This is a genomic window from Winogradskyella sp. (assembly GCF_013213835.1).
Lineage (GTDB): Bacteria > Bacteroidota > Bacteroidia > Flavobacteriales > Flavobacteriaceae > Winogradskyella.
In genome coordinates this window covers 298,741-314,102 of the sequence record NZ_JABSSU010000004.1, presented here as the reverse complement: position 1 = coordinate 314,102, position 15,362 = coordinate 298,741, and the positions used below count along the sequence as shown (strand labels likewise).

Genomic DNA, 15,362 nt, shown 5'->3' with positions numbered 1-15,362 from the left:
AAATCGTAAATTTGTTCAACTTGTGAACCACCAACAACTTATTATGATACGTAAAATGCCCTTTTTCTTACTATGTTTTATTTCATTTACTTTCAACATTCATAGTCAAACTGATTGTGTTAATGGCTTTGCAGGAATTTACCCATGTAACAATATTGATCTTCTATCTCATATTCCGGTGTCTACTTTAGCAAACAACTTAGGAAATCCTGAAAGTAGTGACTCTTGGGGTTGGACAGATCCTTTAACTGGAAACGAATACGCAATTGTCGCCATGACCAACAGCACCGCTTTTGTGGATATTACAGACCCAATAAACCCTACTTTTCTTGGTCGCATAGATACAGAAACAAGCACAAGTTTTTGGAGAGACGTTAAGGTATATAACAACCATGCTTTTATTGTTGCCGATAATTTAGGGTCTCATGGTATGCAGGTATTTGATTTAACCCGTTTAAGGAATGTCTCTAATCCACCTGTAACATTCAATGAAGACACCTTATACTCTAGCGTTGGTAGTTGTCATAATATTGTTATTAATGAAAGTGAAGGATATGCCTACTTGGTAGGTTGTAATACATTTAGTGGCGGAGTGCATTTTGTTGATATTTCTAATCCTACAAACCCTACTGATGCAGGTGGTTATTCAGCTGAAGGTTATACGCATGATGCTCAAGTAATCACATATAACGGACCTGATACAGAGCATGTGGGAAAAGAAATTCTTATTGGGTGTAACGAAAACAAAGTTGTCATTTTAGATGTCACAGACAAGAACAACGTGGTTAAAATTAGTGATATCATCTACCCGCAAATTGGCTATACCCATCAGGGTTGGTTTACTGATGATCAACGTTACTTTATTTTTGGTGACGAAACAGATGAGATAAATTTTGGAATAAACACAAGAACATTAGTCTTTGATTTTGCAGATTTAGATAATCCTGTAGAATCGTCAACTTACTTTGGCCCTTCAGTTGCCATAGATCATAACGGCTATGTACTTGGTAATGAATTTTACTTGGCTAGTTATCGTGCTGGATTCCGATTACTAGATATCTCTAATATTCAAACACCATCTAATTCAATTTCAGAGATAGGCTTTTTTGATACATATCCAGATAATGATAATACTGCTTTTAATGGTGCTTGGAGTATTTATCCATATTTTGCGAGTGGCAATATTGTAGTAAGTGATATTGACAGAGGACTCTTTGTATTAAAAAAGAACCAGACACTTTCAACAGGTGACGTACTAACCGATTCTAATATTTCAATGTCACCTAACCCAGCACACAGCTTTACAACGCTAGAGAGTCCAGAGAATATTTCAATAAAAGCAGTAAGTGTTTATAATAATCTAGGACAAATGGTGTTTTCAGAATCGAACATAGAGACGAACAGTTACAGGTTATCAACTGCAATGCTTAATTCTGGATTATATATCATCAAAATAAATGATTCCTTGAGCAAAAAGTTAATTATTCACTGATTTACAAAACCAAAATTCATCACTGATTACTTCACATGAAAAAAATTGCATTACATATACTGCTTGCTTTTCAACTAGCTGTTTTAATTAGCTGTTCTAGTGATGATACTAATTCAAACACAATTGTAATAACAGGTGAAGTTAGTAGTGTAAACACATTTGGTGGCAGCAATAATGATAGTGGGCAATCAGTGGTAGCAACAAACGATGGTGGCTATGCCATATTGGGTTATACTCAAAGTAATGATGGCGATATTTTAGATAAGCAAGATGAGAGTTTTGACTTTTGGGTGCTTAAATTCGATGTTAACGACAGCATTCAATGGCAAAAAACCTTTGGTGGTTCAGGAGATGATAGAGGGCGATCAATTATTCAAACAGATGATGGTGGCTATGCAGTAATAGGATACACCACAAGTTCTGATGGAGATATAACAAGTAATTCAGGGCTACGAGATTATTGGTTATTAAAACTAAATGCTAATGGCAACATATCATGGCAAAAGTCCTACGGTTTTATGGGAAATGACAGCGGAATTTCGGTAATTCAAACCATGGATCAAGGCTATGTCATATCCGGTATTTTAGATGTAACAGCATCTGGCGGTGCCGGTAATACATCGAGAACTTACAATAATTCAAACATTAGAAGTAAGCACGCTGGTGGAGATTATTGGATTATTAAACTTGATAATTCTGGTAACCTAGATTGGAGTCAATACTTTGGTGGGAATTTTACTGACACACCAAATGGAGTCGTTGAAACTGAAAACGGAGACTTTATCATCGCAGGTAGTTCAGACAGTACGGACACTAATATCTCTAATAATCTTGGTACTTACGACTTCTGGGTGATAAAAATCTCATCTAATGGTGATTTAATGTGGGAGAAATCTTATGGCGGTGACCAAATAGATGAAGCAAGAGGAATAGTAAAAACTAGCAATAATAATTATATAATTGTTGGGGATACTAGAAGCGATAATACCAACGTTGGTGCGAATAACGGTGCCGCAGATTTATGGTTGATAAAGATTAATACCCTGGGTGATTTGATTTGGGAAAAATCCATTGGCGGATCCAGTTTTGATGTTGCTAGAGCAATTACACGATCACAAAACGATGGTTTTATTTTGGCAGGAAGCTCTAGAAGTAATGATATAGATGTAAGCGAAAACAAAGGTCAAAACGACGCTTGGGTTCTAAAGGTTGATGATAATGGAAACCTAGCGTGGGAAACCACCATAGGTGGCTCTAACATCGATTTTGCGTATAGTGTCGCAGAATTAAACAACCAAACCATTGTCGCTGTTGGTGATACTGTAAGCAATGATGGTGATATCTTAAGTAACAAGGGTTTTACTGACTTATTAATGATCAAAATTGAATAATACTTATGAAAAGATTAATCTTATTAGCAATATCTTTTATCCTATTTACATGCGAAAGTGAGAATACCAATGGCGGTACCTTACGAAATATAACCGTGGACTTTGAGTTTATCCATACTTGGGATGGAACCGTTATTGATAACACCAATCTTACAACAACAACAGTAACAAATGAAAATGGGGAAACCATGTCAATGTCTAGATTAAGATATTTATTGTCTAGATTTCAGTTGTTGAATAGTAATGGAGACATTTACGGTTTTAACGGTTATAAGTTTACTGACCTATCAGATATCACTTCCTATAATTTTTCTACCAACAACTTTATCATACCGTCAGGAACGTATACTTTAAAATTTATTTGGGGTTTCAATGAAGCAGATAATATAACCGGTGCTTATCCAGATCTTAATAGCGCTTCTTGGAACTGGCCAGATATGTTGGGTGGTGGTTATCATTTTTTACAGTTAGATGGTATGTACAATATTGATACAACACCAAGTCCCTATAATTTTCATAACGGTACAGCTCGCGTTAGCACCAATCCCAATGTTTTTGAGCAAAATTTTGTTGAAATTGAATTTACAGAAGATATGGTGTTGTCTGGCAATGCAACCATTAAGATTGAAATGAATATTGCTGAATTATTCAAAAACCCTAACGCTTGGGACTTAAATATCTATGACACTCCTTTGATGCCAAATTATGATGCTCAAAAAATGATGCAACAAAATGTTGAAAGTGTATTTAGCATAGATGAAATCTTTCAATAGAATATGAATAAAGGAATTTTATTGGCTGCCGTTCTACTATTTTTGAGTTGTTCAAGTGATGACCAAAATGGTTATGAACCAACTCCAATGCCGTTAGAGATTCCTCAAATATTTTCAGAAAATATTATCGCGCCCATAATTCCTAATGATAATCCTCAAACTGTTGAAGGTGTTGGACTAGGGAAAAAACTTTTCTTCGACACCATTTTATCAGCCGACGGCTCACAATCTTGTGCAAGTTGCCATTCTCCCCAAAGTGCGTTTACAGATAATTTTGCGACAAGTGCAGGAGTTAATGGCATTGCCGGTACAAGAAACTCGATGCCATTATTCAATTTAGCTTGGAACTATAATGAACGTTTTACCTGGGACGGTAAAGAATTGAGTTTAGAAAGACAAGCTGAAGAACCAGTTCAGAACCCTTTAGAAATGCATAGTAATTGGAATGATGTCATTGAACGATTGCAGACACATCAAGAATATCCTCAATTATTTGATCTTGCATTTAACACCTCTACAATTACTAAAGAATTAACGACCAAGGCAATTGCTCAGTTTGAACGAACTCTAATATCTGCGAACTCTAAATTTGACAGATACTCACTTGGGATAGAAACCTTAACAGCGCAAGAGTTAAATGGTTTAGACATCTTTCTTAGAGAAGATAAAGGAGATTGCTTTCATTGTCATGGCAACCCAAATAATCCGTTATGGACCAATAACGACTTCCATAATAATGGTTTAGATGCCACCTTCACCGATTTAGGTTTAGGCGCAGTAACTGGTGATCCTAACGATAATGGAAAGTTTAGAACTCCTTCCTTAAGAAACCTAGTTTACACGGCACCGTACATGCACGATGGTCGTTTTACAACTCTAGACCAAGTTATAAATCATTATAGCGAAGGACTTCAGAATTCGCCAACCATTGACCCACTAATGAAACAAATTAATCAAGGTGGTGTTCAATTGACAGATCAAGAAAAAGCAGATTTAAAAGCTTTTCTACTCACCTTATCAGATCCGTCATTCGTCGAAAGTAATAACTAAAAAATTGACATATGTCAATAAAGTTGCTCTTTTTTGTGCATTTCATCGAAAGATAATGCACTTTGACCTATAAATTTAGATGATTTTGTACATTCGTTTTGCCTCTAAATTTATTAACATGGATAGCAATACCCTTTATGCGTTATCGAACTCCTTCTATGGACGTCTTTACATCAAATCTTTATCTGAAAAGAAAAAATCCTCTCAATCTAAAAAAAGTAGCAAAGACTTAAGTGCTGCTAAAAACATGGAAAAAGGACAATCTTAGATTTAATTACCTACATAATTAATATTGCCTTAATTACAGTGTTGAGCTGTGAACTTTTGGTCATACTCTTTAGATGATTGTTGTTTCTCAATAAATCATTAGTGAACAACATTTTATAACTCAAATTGTTTTCATTTACATCACCCACACAACTTTGGAATCTCAAAATTGATGTATGTTTATTTAACATATGTTGAGTGTGCGTTTCATCGAATAATTTAGGTTATAATCTTAAGTTTCTATTTCAATTTTGTAAATTAACAATGCCCTAAATTTTACTTACTATGATTTACAATGCAAAAATAACTTTGCCCTGCACCATTTTTGGTCATAACATTGAAAAGTCCATATCGCATATGAACAACGATTCTGAATTGAAAATTAACCCTCGAAATATTGCTTACAGCAATAAGGTAGGGAAAGAACACGTAGACACTAGTGTTTTTAGTGACGACATTCAATTCTTAATCCAAAAGCTTTATCATTTAAAGCTTAAATCTTATAAATTACAAAGACTTCACAGGCAATAAATAAATTCTATTTAGACATATGCTAATATAATGTTAGCAAACGTGGTTAGAATTCAGTTAAGTCGTATATTTGCAGTTCTATTTAGAAATAATCTAATTAAATATGATTAAGGTTTCTGAACAAGCAAAAACGAAGGTCATTGAACTTATGAATGACGACGGCTATAATCCTAGCACTGACTATGTTAGAGTTGGTGTTAAGAGTGGTGGTTGCTCTGGGCTTTCATACGATCTGAAGTTTGATAAAGAACAATTAGAAAACGATAAAGTATTTGAAGATAATGGTGTAAAAATCATTGTTGACAAAAAGAGTTTTCTATATCTCATTGGTACTACATTAGAATATTCTGGTGGTCTTAACGGCACTGGTTTTGTTTTTAATAACCCAAATGCCAATCGTACTTGCGGTTGCGGAGAATCATTTTCACTTTAAGAGAAAGCCATGAGTAAATATACTGAAGACGACTTAAGAGAAGAGTTAAAAACCAAAGAATACGAATACGGTTTTTATACAGATATAGAATCTGAAACCTTCCCTAATGGCCTAAACGAAGATATCGTTAGAGCGATTTCAAAAAAGAAGGACGAGCCAGAATGGATGACAGAATGGAGATTGCAAGCTTTTAAAGTTTGGAAAGAAATGACAGAGCCAGAATGGGCAAATGTACATTACGAAAAACCAGATTTTCAAGCTATTTCATATTATTCTGCACCAAACAGTAAACCAAAATATGATAGCTTAGACGAAGTTGATCCTGAGCTTTTGGCCACTTTTGAAAAACTAGGAATTTCCCTAGATGAACAGAAAAAGTTAGCTGGTGTAGCCATGGACGTTGTTGTAGATTCAGTTTCTGTGGCGACAACATTTAAAAAGACCTTAGCTGAAAAAGGTATTATCTTTATGAGTATTTCTGAAGCGATTCAAGAGCATCCAGAATTGGTTAAGAAATATATTGGCACTGTAGTTCCGCAAAAAGATAATTTTTATGCAGCTCTTAATTCCGCAGTATTTAGTGATGGAAGTTTCTGCTACATTCCAAAAGGTGTTAAGTGCCCAATGGAATTATCTACATATTTCAGAATTAACCAAGCAGGTACAGGACAGTTCGAAAGAACACTTGTTATTGCGGATGAAGGCAGTTATGTAAGTTACCTAGAAGGTTGTACTGCACCAAGTCGAGATGAAAATCAACTGCATGCGGCGGTCGTAGAATTAATTGCACTTGATAATGCTGAAATTAAATATTCTACGGTTCAAAACTGGTACCCAGGAAATGCTGAAGGTCAAGGTGGAGTTTACAACTTTGTAACTAAACGTGGCCTTTGTGAGAAGAATGCAAAAATATCATGGACACAAGTAGAGACAGGTTCTGCAGTAACTTGGAAATACCCTTCTTGTGTACTAAAAGGTGACAACTCTGTTGGCGAATTCTATTCTATTGCTGTAACAAATAACTTTCAGCAGGCAGATACTGGTACAAAAATGATTCACTTAGGTAAAAACACTAAGTCTACTATTATCTCTAAAGGTATTTCTGCTGGTAAGTCACAAAATTCATATCGAGGCTTGGTACAAATCAGTCCTCGTGCAGAAAATGCGCGTAACTTTTCGCAATGTGATAGTTTATTGATGGGTAATGAATGTGGAGCTCACACTTTTCCATATATTGAAGCTAACAACAAATCAGCACAGATAGAACACGAGGCTACAACAAGTAAAATTGGTGAAGACCAAATTTTCTACTGTAATCAAAGAGGAATAGATACGGAAAAAGCCATTGCATTAATTGTAAATGGTTTTAGTAAAGAAGTCCTTAATAAATTACCTATGGAATTTGCCGTTGAAGCTCAAAAACTATTAGAAATAAGCCTTGAAGGTTCTGTTGGATAACAACGTGTAATAAACCAATGAAGAAAATCATAATCATTTTAATTACACTTCTAACATTCTCAGCTTGCAAAAACGACGCAAAAGCCAACGAAGTTAATTTAGAAGAAAACAGAGCAAAATCATACGATGCCAATGATGGTTATATAACTATGAGAGGCGAATTTATTTACTATGGTGATGCTGCAGTATTTAAGGTTGGAAACGAAATGTATGGGGTTGTTATAGACGACAACATGCACACACTTAATGAACAAGTAAAGCCTTTTAAAAAGGAAGATACCGATATGGTTCCAGTAACTGTAAGGGTGAAAAGATTTAAAAAACCAGAAGGTGAAGAAGGTTGGCCAAATCGAGTTATAATAAAAGACATTTTAAAGGTTGAAGAACCTACAACAGAGACAAAAGACGTTATAAAATTAGCAAACTAAAGACTGATGTTAAAGATAAATAACTTACACGCTAGTGTAGAAGACAAAGCAATTCTTAAAGGTATTAACCTTGATGTAAAACCAGGAGAAGTACATGCTATCATGGGACCAAATGGTTCTGGTAAAAGTACTTTAGCTTCGGTAGTAGCTGGTAAAGAGGAATATGAAGTAGAAGAAGGAGAAATCCTTTTAGATGGTGAAAATATCGATGAGCTTGGTCCAGAAGAGCGTGCTCACAAAGGTGTGTTTTTGTCATTTCAATATCCAGTAGAAATTCCTGGGGTTACTGTTACTAACTTCATGAAAACTGCCATTAATGAAACACGTAAAGCAAAAGGTTTAGAAGATATGCCTGCTAACGAAATGCTTAAAATGATTCGTGAAAAATCTGAAATGTTAGAAATAGACCGTAAGTTTTTATCGCGTTCGCTTAACGAAGGTTTTTCTGGTGGTGAGAAGAAGCGTAACGAAATCTTTCAAATGGCAATGCTAGAGCCTAAGTTAGCCATCCTTGACGAAACAGATTCTGGGCTGGATATCGATGCACTTAGAATAGTGGCGAATGGTGTAAATAAGTTAAAGTCTAAAGACAATGCTGTAATTGTAATTACACACTACCAAAGACTTTTAGATTATATCGTGCCAGATTACGTACACGTTTTATATAACGGAAGAATTGTAAAATCTGGAACTAAAGAATTAGCGCACGAGTTAGAAGCTAAAGGTTACGATTGGATTAAAGAAGAAGTTGGTGCGTAGCAAATTGTCATTCCTGCGAAGGCAGGAATCTCAATAAGAAAGAAATAATATTAAACAGATTCCTGCCTTCGCAGGAATGACACAGATTATGAGTTTAAAAGAAAAATTAGTGTCTTCATTCATGGCATTTGAGAATACAGTGGATATTGATTCTCCAATCCATGATATAAGAACAGAAGCAATTAAGGCTTTTGAAACTGAAGGTTTCCCAACTAAGAGACAAGAAGCTTGGAAATACACGTCTTTAAATTCTGTTTTAAAGCATGATTATAGTGTATTTCCAAAGCATGAAGAAGCCTTAGAATTTAAAGATGTTAAAAAGTACTTTATCCACGATATAGATTCTTACAAGATTATTTTTATTGATGGTAAGTACTCGTCTCATTTATCTCAAACCACACACGATGGCATAGATGTTTGCTTAATGTCTGCAGCATTAACCAAACCGAAGTACAGAATCATCGTTGAAAATTATTTCAATAAGATTGCTACCAAAGACGGCATATCTTCTTTAAATACGGCATTCTCTGCTGAAGGTGCTTACATCCATATACCAAAAAATAAATTGGTTGAGAAGCCAATTCAGATTATACATTTTTCAACTGGTAATGAGGCTGCGCTAATGCTTCAACCAAGAAACTTAATTGTAGTAGATGAGAACTCTCATGTTCAAATTATTGAGCGTCATCAGAGTTTAACAGACAATCCTGTGTTGACAAACAGTGTTACAGAGATTTTTGCCAATAAGCGTGCAATTGTAGACTACTACAAAATTCAAAATGATAGAGAAACTGCTTCTTTAATAGATAATACATTTATTAATCAAAAGCGTGAAAGTATTGCGAAGGTGCATACGTTTTCTTTCGGTGGAAAATTAACGAGAAACAATCTTAACTTCTACCAAAACGGTGAACGCATAGATTCTACAATGAAAGGTATTACCATTATTGGTAATAAGCAACATGTAGACCACAACACTTTAGTACATCATATAGAACCAAACTGCGAAAGTCACCAAGATTACAAAGGTATCTTTGATGACAAAGCAACTGGTGTATTTAATGGGAAAGTAATTGTTGAAAAAGAAGCTCAAAAAACAAATGCATTTCAGGCGAATAACAACATTTTAGTTAGCGATAAAGCCAGTATAAACACTAAACCCCAGTTAGAGATTTTTGCAGATGATGTAAAATGTTCTCATGGTTGTACCATTGGCCAGTTAGATGAAAGTGCTATGTTCTATTTGCGTTCTCGTGGTATTCCAGAAAAAGAAGCGAGAGCATTATTAATGTTTGCATTTAGTAACAACGTTTTAGATTCTGTGAAAATTCCTGAAATAAAGAACAGAATTACAGCTATTATTGCTAGAAAATTAGGTGTAAATATTGGTTTTGATTTATAATCATATACTTTAGAGCAATAAAATTTACTTTATGAAAAATATTTTAGTGCTTTTCCTCCTAGTATTGGTATCCACATCTTTAAAAGCCCAGGAATATTCTTTTGGTTTAATGCTTGGAACGAACATCTACAGTATGAACCTAACATCAGGTGATGGTACAAATTTAGGAGTAGATAAAGGAATTACACCATTTAATTTAGGCCTCTTCGGAACAAAAAAAATAGGTGAAAAATCTGGTATGCGTTTAAATATTTTTTACGGCCAGTCTGTTGAACGTGGCTTCTTTTCTGATAACATATCTACAGGAAAGATTAATATTCAGAAACTAAATCTTCAAGTATTTTATAAATACTATCCTAGCAAAGTTTATGGAGAAGGTAAATATTTACTTGCTGGGCCAAGAATGACTTTAATAAATTCAGCAGAGCGCAGGGATGATGGTTTCGACTTTACTGATTTATATAATGATTCTAATTTTGGGCTAAATGCTGGTTTAGGTTTTCACCTAACTAGTCAACTCAATATTGAATTTTTGATAGATTACGGATTACCAAACATAGTTAATATTGGAGATAACAAAGTGAGTTCAATAGGAGCGTTTCTGAATGTTTTATTTAATATTGAATCGTTAATTAGTAAATAGTGTTTAGTGTAAAAGACATCAGAAAGGATTTCCCAGTACTTAACCGCAAGGTTAATGGAAAACCATTGATTTATTTTGACAATGCTGCGACTTCACAGACACCTCAACAGGTTATTGATGTCATTGTAGATTACTATTCTAATTATAATGCCAACATTCATAGAGGTGTTCATAGTCTTAGTCAAGAAGCTACAGATGCATATGAGCAGGCGCGTGTTAAAATCCAAAAACATTTTAATGCTGCTAAACCTTACGAAATCATTTTAACTTCAGGCACAACTCATAGCATTAATTTAGTAGCCAGTGGATTCTCAGCATTACTAAAAAAAGATGATGAAGTTATTGTCTCTGCTTTAGAACATCATAGCAATATTGTGCCATGGCAAATGCTTTGCGAGCGCACTGGTGCAGTACTGAAAGTCATACCAATGAATGATGATGGTGAACTCATAATGTCCGAGTATGAAAAGCTGTTATCTGTAAATACAAAACTTGTTTTTGTCAACCATATCTCTAACGCACTTGGAACCATTAATCCTATAGAGGATATCACTGAAAAAGCACATATGGTAGGTGCTGCAGTCTTAATTGATGGCGCACAGGCTTGCCCGCATATTAAACCAGATGTTCAAGCTTTAAATGTTGATTTTTATGTTTGCTCGGCTCATAAAATTTGTGGTCCAACTGGTGTAGGGATGCTATACGGCAAAGAAGAATGGCTTAACAAATTACCACCATATCAAGGTGGTGGTGAAATGATTGCTGAAGTATCTTTTGAAAAAACAACGTATGCAGATTTACCGCATAAATTTGAAGCAGGTACACCAAACATTTGTGGTGGCATTGCCTTTGGAGCTGCAATAGACTATATGAATTCTATAGGTTTAGAAACCATAGCAGCTTATGAAAAAGAATTGTTAGTTTATGCAACTAACAAATTATTAGAAATTGATGGTTTAAAAATTTATGGTAACTCGGAAAATAAAACCTCAGTCATTTCTTTTAATGTTGGTAATATTCATCCTTACGATTTAGGTACGTTATTAGATAAAATGGCTATCGCTGTGCGCACAGGTCATCATTGTGCACAACCCATTATGGATTATTATAAAATTCCTGGTACGGTGCGTGCTTCGTTTATGTTCTACAACACCAAAGAAGAAATTGACACGTTTATAACTTCGCTAAAAAAGGCAGTAATGATGCTGTCTTAAGATTTGGCTCTGTTTTTGTATATTACCTTGTAAAGAACCAATTAATATGAAATTATTAATCACTTTACTCATGTTTTTATCTGTGAATACTTGCAATGAAAACAAGGAAAATCAGATTTCATTAAACAAATCTGTGAAAGAACAAAACAAATACACAATTACGCAGTTAGGCGATACGACAGATTTACCAAAAAATTTGTGGTTGGTTCTTAATGATAAATCAATTGCAATAAATTTAGGTTGCAATACATTACAATATGGTTATTCTCTTAAAGGAACCCAAATCAATATAAATCCAGGAATAAGTACTGAAATGATGTGTAATGAAGATGTTATGAAAATTGAAGACTTGGCGTCTAGTCTGATGGAAAAAGGAAATAACATTGAAATAACTAACAACGAAGTTGTATTAAAAGAAAATGAAAACATCATTTTGATTGCTAAGAAATCAGAAGGCATAGAGTCAAATGCTATTGTTGGAACTTACACTATTACAGAATTAAAGCGTAGACAATTAGAAAAATCAACTTTAACAATCATATTTGAGGAAGGTTCAAACCGCGTCAATGGCTTTGCCGGTTGTAATAGTTATTTTGGAAGTTACATGTTAAATGGAAATCAGATAAAATTTGGTGCCATCGGATCCTCAAAAAAATACTGCGGTAGTGAAATTGGGTTAACGGAAAATAATATGCTCACTGCCTTAAGTGAAAGCAATAGGATAGAAATTACAGATGAAGGTCTTACATTTTTTACAGACGATATCATTGCATTAAAAGCCAAAAGACAAGGAGATATCAATAAGATAGCAGCTATTGATGAAAATTCTGCAATTACATATGAGGCTTTCTCAAGAGGAACATTTATTAATATTCATATCACAACGTCAACATTGACAATATCTGAAGATAGAAGTTTAAGTGAAAAAAATAACTTCAGTCTAAAAACTACCGATTGGGATGCCTTAAACAATTTGTTAAAAGACATCGACCTTACCAAATTAGAATCTTTAAAAGCACCAACAGATAAAAGACTATATGACGGTGCGGCCCATGCTGCTCTAACGGTTAAATCCAATGAGCATACCTACACTACATCTTCTTTTGATCATGGTCATCCACCAAAAGAAATAGAAAATCTAGTTAATAAAGTGTTATCCATTAGGGAATTGTATGACAAACAATAACGATTTTGTAATTTTGCAACAAAATGAAAGACTATGAGTATTGAAGAAATTCAAAATGAGATAATAGACGAATTTTCTATGTTTGATGATTGGGAGGATCGTTATCAATATATGATAGATTTAGGTAAGACACTTCCATTAATTGAAGAAAAATATAAGACCGAAGATCATATTATTAAAGGTTGCCAGAGTAAAGTTTGGGTGCATGCGAATATGGATGCAGATAAGGTAAATTTTACTGCGGATAGTGATGCCATCATTACCAAAGGTATAATTGCCATATTAATTAGAGTATTCTCTAATCAACACCCAAAAGACATTATTGATGCAGACACCAACTTTATTGATGAAATTGGTCTAAAAGAACACTTATCACCGACACGAGCAAATGGATTGGTGAGCATGATAAAACAATTAAAAATGTATGCTATTGCATACCAAACACAATTGAATTAAGATGAGTGAAACAACAATAGATACAAATGTACTAGGCGATAAAATAGTTAGAGTTCTTAAAACCATATACGATCCGGAAATCCCTGTAGATATTTACGAGCTAGGATTAATATATGATGTGTTTGTAAACGAAGATTATGAAGTTAAAATCTTGATGACCTTAACATCGCCAAATTGTCCTGTAGCTGAGACTTTACCTCTAGAGGTTGAAGAAAAAGTGAAATCGATTAATGAAGTAAAGGACGCAGAAGTTGAGATTACCTTCGATCCACCTTGGTCTCAAGATTTAATGAGTGAAGAAGCAAAGTTAGAATTAGGAATGCTGTAATATGGCAGACGAAATTGTAAATAGGGTCGCTAATAGTAAACTCAAAGTTATCGACCTCGAAGATTATTATCCAACTGGTAGACGCGTACTTTTTGATATTAAAGATTGGTTACTTGAAGGTCTCGTTCTTAGAGAAAAAGACTTTAGACAACATGTTGCAGAGCACGATTGGTCGCAATATCAAGATTGCTACGTTGCATTGTATTGTTCTACAGATGCTATAGTTCCGGATTGGGCTTACATGTTAATTACTATACAGCTTCAAGATTATGCGAAATTATCTGTAATTGGTACACTTGAGAATTTGGAATCTATAATTTATACGGATATTATTTCAAATTTAGAAGTTTCAGGATTCAAGGATTTACCAGTTATTGTAAAAGGTTGCTCTAACAAACCTGTACCATCAAATGCGTTAATATTATTATCGCAAAAGCTAAAACCAGTTGCAAAGTCAATTATGTTTGGAGAAGCTTGTTCTTCAGTACCACTTTACAAAAGAAAAAAAATGTGACTTTTGCTTTAAGTTTTGGTCTAAGTAGAAGAATAGCATAAAACAATAATAAATCAATTAACATCTCGAAAATAAATTAACCATGAATAAAAATTTACTTTTATCTATTTGCTTAATACTTGTTGTAACTTTTGGTTTTGCACAAACTAAAGAAGAACTAGAAGCACAAAAAGCAGAAAAACAAGCACAAGCAGACAAGTTTAAAGCTGAAGCCGATGCATTACAAGCACAAATAGACGCCTTACCTGGTTGGAAAGTTGGTGCTTTTGGTACTATTGGTGGTAGCTTATCTAATTTTAATAATTGGTATGCTCAGGGAGCACCAAATAATCAATCTGGTACAATTGGTATAACTACAAATGCATTCGCAAATCTCATAAAAGAGAAATTTTTCTGGAGAAATAGTTTGAATACAAACTTTAATTGGACAAAATTAGACAACAAAGATATCGACACTGATAGTGATAAGTTTGAACCAACCACAGATGTATTTAATATCAACTCATTATATGGTCGCAAGTTAAGCGAGAAATGGGCTGTTTCAGGAATGTTAGAATATAGAACAACAGTGTTAAACAACTTTAATGATCCTGGTTATTTAGATCTTGGTATTGGTTTTACATGGACACCAATAACAGACATGGTTGTTGTAATTCATCCTGCTAACTACAATTTTGTATTCTCTAGCGGAGATACCGTATTCGATTCTTCTATGGGTGCAAAGATCGTTGCAGATTACACACGACAAATCGGTAAAGTAAACTTTAAAACGAATTTCTCAACCTTCCAAAGCTATGAGGATTCTAACCTGTCTAACTGGACATGGATTAACTCTTTTGCTTATACCTTATGGAAAGGTATTGGTGTAGGTTTTGATTTTGGATTGAGAAGTAATAGACAAGAAGCTGCAAACTTCCAGGGCACAAGCTTAGAAGATGCAGATAACAAAATTCAAAGCTATTATACGGTAGGTTTATCCTATAACTTTAGCAACTAAGCTCAGTAATACTTAGAATAAAAAAGGTTGAGCAAAGCTC

The 15,362-nt window shown here is 34.3% G+C and carries 18 protein-coding genes; all 18 read left to right on the top strand.

What is annotated here, in order from left to right; all coding sequences use genetic code 11:
- Positions 1-43: 43 nt before the first annotated feature.
- Positions 44-1,492, top strand: a complete 1,449-nt coding sequence (locus HRU50_RS07215; RefSeq protein WP_296349694.1) for a choice-of-anchor B family protein — start codon at positions 44-46, stop codon at positions 1,490-1,492.
- Between the two features lie 35 nt (positions 1,493-1,527).
- Positions 1,528-2,883 carry a hypothetical protein gene (locus tag HRU50_RS07210; protein ID WP_296349693.1) on the top strand — a complete coding sequence of 452 codons (1,356 nt, stop codon included), beginning with the start codon at positions 1,528-1,530 and terminating at the stop codon, positions 2,881-2,883.
- Positions 2,884-2,888: 5 nt separating this feature from the next.
- Positions 2,889-3,656 carry an MbnP family protein gene (locus tag HRU50_RS07205; RefSeq protein ID WP_296349692.1) on the top strand — a complete coding sequence of 256 codons (768 nt, stop codon included), beginning with the start codon at positions 2,889-2,891 and terminating at the stop codon, positions 3,654-3,656.
- Between the two features lie 3 nt (positions 3,657-3,659).
- Positions 3,660-4,706: a cytochrome c peroxidase gene (locus HRU50_RS07200; protein ID WP_296349691.1), complete on the top strand. Its 1,047-nt coding sequence runs from the start codon at positions 3,660-3,662 to the stop codon at positions 4,704-4,706.
- 118 nt (positions 4,707-4,824) lie between these two features.
- A complete protein-coding gene (locus tag HRU50_RS07195) occupies positions 4,825-4,974 on the top strand; it encodes a hypothetical protein (protein ID WP_296349689.1) in 150 nt (49 codons plus the stop codon).
- Between the two features lie 284 nt (positions 4,975-5,258).
- The gene (locus HRU50_RS07190; protein WP_296349687.1) at positions 5,259-5,504 is read left to right on the top strand and encodes a hypothetical protein; all 246 of its coding nucleotides are present in this window, start codon (positions 5,259-5,261) and stop codon (positions 5,502-5,504) included.
- A gap of 103 nt (positions 5,505-5,607) precedes the next feature.
- Positions 5,608-5,937, top strand: coding sequence for an iron-sulfur cluster assembly accessory protein (locus tag HRU50_RS07185; RefSeq protein WP_296349685.1), 330 nt, complete (start codon positions 5,608-5,610; stop codon positions 5,935-5,937).
- Positions 5,938-5,946: 9 nt separating this feature from the next.
- Complete coding sequence (gene sufB / locus HRU50_RS07180) at positions 5,947-7,395, top strand: Fe-S cluster assembly protein SufB (RefSeq protein WP_296349683.1); 1,449 nt, start codon at positions 5,947-5,949, stop codon at positions 7,393-7,395.
- A 17-nt stretch (positions 7,396-7,412) separates the two neighbouring features.
- Entirely contained in the window at positions 7,413-7,823 is a 411-nt protein-coding gene (locus HRU50_RS07175) for a hypothetical protein (protein WP_296349680.1), read from the top strand.
- Positions 7,824-7,829: 6 nt separating this feature from the next.
- Positions 7,830-8,582, top strand: coding sequence for a Fe-S cluster assembly ATPase SufC (gene sufC, locus HRU50_RS07170; protein WP_296349678.1), 753 nt, complete (start codon positions 7,830-7,832; stop codon positions 8,580-8,582).
- An 88-nt stretch (positions 8,583-8,670) separates the two neighbouring features.
- The gene (sufD, locus tag HRU50_RS07165) at positions 8,671-9,984 is read left to right on the top strand and encodes a Fe-S cluster assembly protein SufD (RefSeq protein ID WP_296349676.1); all 1,314 of its coding nucleotides are present in this window, start codon (positions 8,671-8,673) and stop codon (positions 9,982-9,984) included.
- A gap of 31 nt (positions 9,985-10,015) precedes the next feature.
- On the top strand, positions 10,016-10,627 hold the full coding sequence (locus tag HRU50_RS07160; protein WP_296349674.1) for an outer membrane beta-barrel protein: 612 nt from the start codon (positions 10,016-10,018) through the stop codon (positions 10,625-10,627).
- Positions 10,627-11,841: a cysteine desulfurase gene (locus tag HRU50_RS07155; RefSeq protein ID WP_296349671.1), complete on the top strand. Its 1,215-nt coding sequence runs from the start codon at positions 10,627-10,629 to the stop codon at positions 11,839-11,841. Before HRU50_RS07160 ends, HRU50_RS07155 begins: the two co-directional genes overlap by 1 nt.
- 46 nt (positions 11,842-11,887) lie before the next feature.
- Positions 11,888-13,027: an META domain-containing protein gene (locus tag HRU50_RS07150; RefSeq protein ID WP_296349669.1), complete on the top strand. Its 1,140-nt coding sequence runs from the start codon at positions 11,888-11,890 to the stop codon at positions 13,025-13,027.
- 33 nt (positions 13,028-13,060) lie between these two features.
- Positions 13,061-13,483 (top strand): SufE family protein, encoded by a 423-nt coding sequence (locus HRU50_RS07145; RefSeq protein WP_296349666.1) that lies wholly within the window; start codon positions 13,061-13,063, stop codon positions 13,481-13,483.
- 1 nt (position 13,484) lies between these two features.
- Complete coding sequence (locus HRU50_RS07140; RefSeq protein ID WP_296349665.1) at positions 13,485-13,811, top strand: DUF59 domain-containing protein; 327 nt, start codon at positions 13,485-13,487, stop codon at positions 13,809-13,811.
- Position 13,812: 1 nt separating this feature from the next.
- Positions 13,813-14,325: a DUF2480 family protein gene (locus tag HRU50_RS07135; protein ID WP_296349663.1), complete on the top strand. Its 513-nt coding sequence runs from the start codon at positions 13,813-13,815 to the stop codon at positions 14,323-14,325.
- 82 nt (positions 14,326-14,407) lie between these two features.
- The gene (locus HRU50_RS07130; RefSeq protein WP_296349661.1) at positions 14,408-15,322 is read left to right on the top strand and encodes a DUF3078 domain-containing protein; all 915 of its coding nucleotides are present in this window, start codon (positions 14,408-14,410) and stop codon (positions 15,320-15,322) included.
- Positions 15,323-15,362 lie beyond the last annotated feature (40 nt).

Bases quoted from the DNA above. Each gene is read 5' to 3' on its own strand.
- sufD (WP_296349676.1), top strand. From the start codon at position 8,671: ATGAGTTTAAAAGAAAAATTAGTGTCTTCATTCATGGCATTTGAGAAT.
- HRU50_RS07145 (WP_296349666.1), top strand. From the start codon at position 13,061: ATGAGTATTGAAGAAATTCAAAATGAGATAATAGACGAATTTTCTATG.
- HRU50_RS07160 (WP_296349674.1), top strand. From the start codon at position 10,016: ATGAAAAATATTTTAGTGCTTTTCCTCCTAGTATTGGTATCCACATCT.
- HRU50_RS07210 (WP_296349693.1), top strand. From the start codon at position 1,528: ATGAAAAAAATTGCATTACATATACTGCTTGCTTTTCAACTAGCTGTT.
- HRU50_RS07205 (WP_296349692.1), top strand. From the start codon at position 2,889: ATGAAAAGATTAATCTTATTAGCAATATCTTTTATCCTATTTACATGC.
- sufB (WP_296349683.1), top strand. From the start codon at position 5,947: ATGAGTAAATATACTGAAGACGACTTAAGAGAAGAGTTAAAAACCAAA.
- sufC (WP_296349678.1), top strand. From the start codon at position 7,830: ATGTTAAAGATAAATAACTTACACGCTAGTGTAGAAGACAAAGCAATT.
- HRU50_RS07135 (WP_296349663.1), top strand. From the start codon at position 13,813: ATGGCAGACGAAATTGTAAATAGGGTCGCTAATAGTAAACTCAAAGTT.
- HRU50_RS07190 (WP_296349687.1), top strand. From the start codon at position 5,259: ATGATTTACAATGCAAAAATAACTTTGCCCTGCACCATTTTTGGTCAT.
- HRU50_RS07140 (WP_296349665.1), top strand. From the start codon at position 13,485: ATGAGTGAAACAACAATAGATACAAATGTACTAGGCGATAAAATAGTT.
- HRU50_RS07195 (WP_296349689.1), top strand. From the start codon at position 4,825: ATGGATAGCAATACCCTTTATGCGTTATCGAACTCCTTCTATGGACGT.
- HRU50_RS07130 (WP_296349661.1), top strand. From the start codon at position 14,408: ATGAATAAAAATTTACTTTTATCTATTTGCTTAATACTTGTTGTAACT.
- HRU50_RS07200 (WP_296349691.1), top strand. From the start codon at position 3,660: ATGAATAAAGGAATTTTATTGGCTGCCGTTCTACTATTTTTGAGTTGT.
- HRU50_RS07185 (WP_296349685.1), top strand. From the start codon at position 5,608: ATGATTAAGGTTTCTGAACAAGCAAAAACGAAGGTCATTGAACTTATG.
- HRU50_RS07175 (WP_296349680.1), top strand. From the start codon at position 7,413: ATGAAGAAAATCATAATCATTTTAATTACACTTCTAACATTCTCAGCT.
- HRU50_RS07215 (WP_296349694.1), top strand. From the start codon at position 44: ATGATACGTAAAATGCCCTTTTTCTTACTATGTTTTATTTCATTTACT.
- HRU50_RS07150 (WP_296349669.1), top strand. From the start codon at position 11,888: ATGAAATTATTAATCACTTTACTCATGTTTTTATCTGTGAATACTTGC.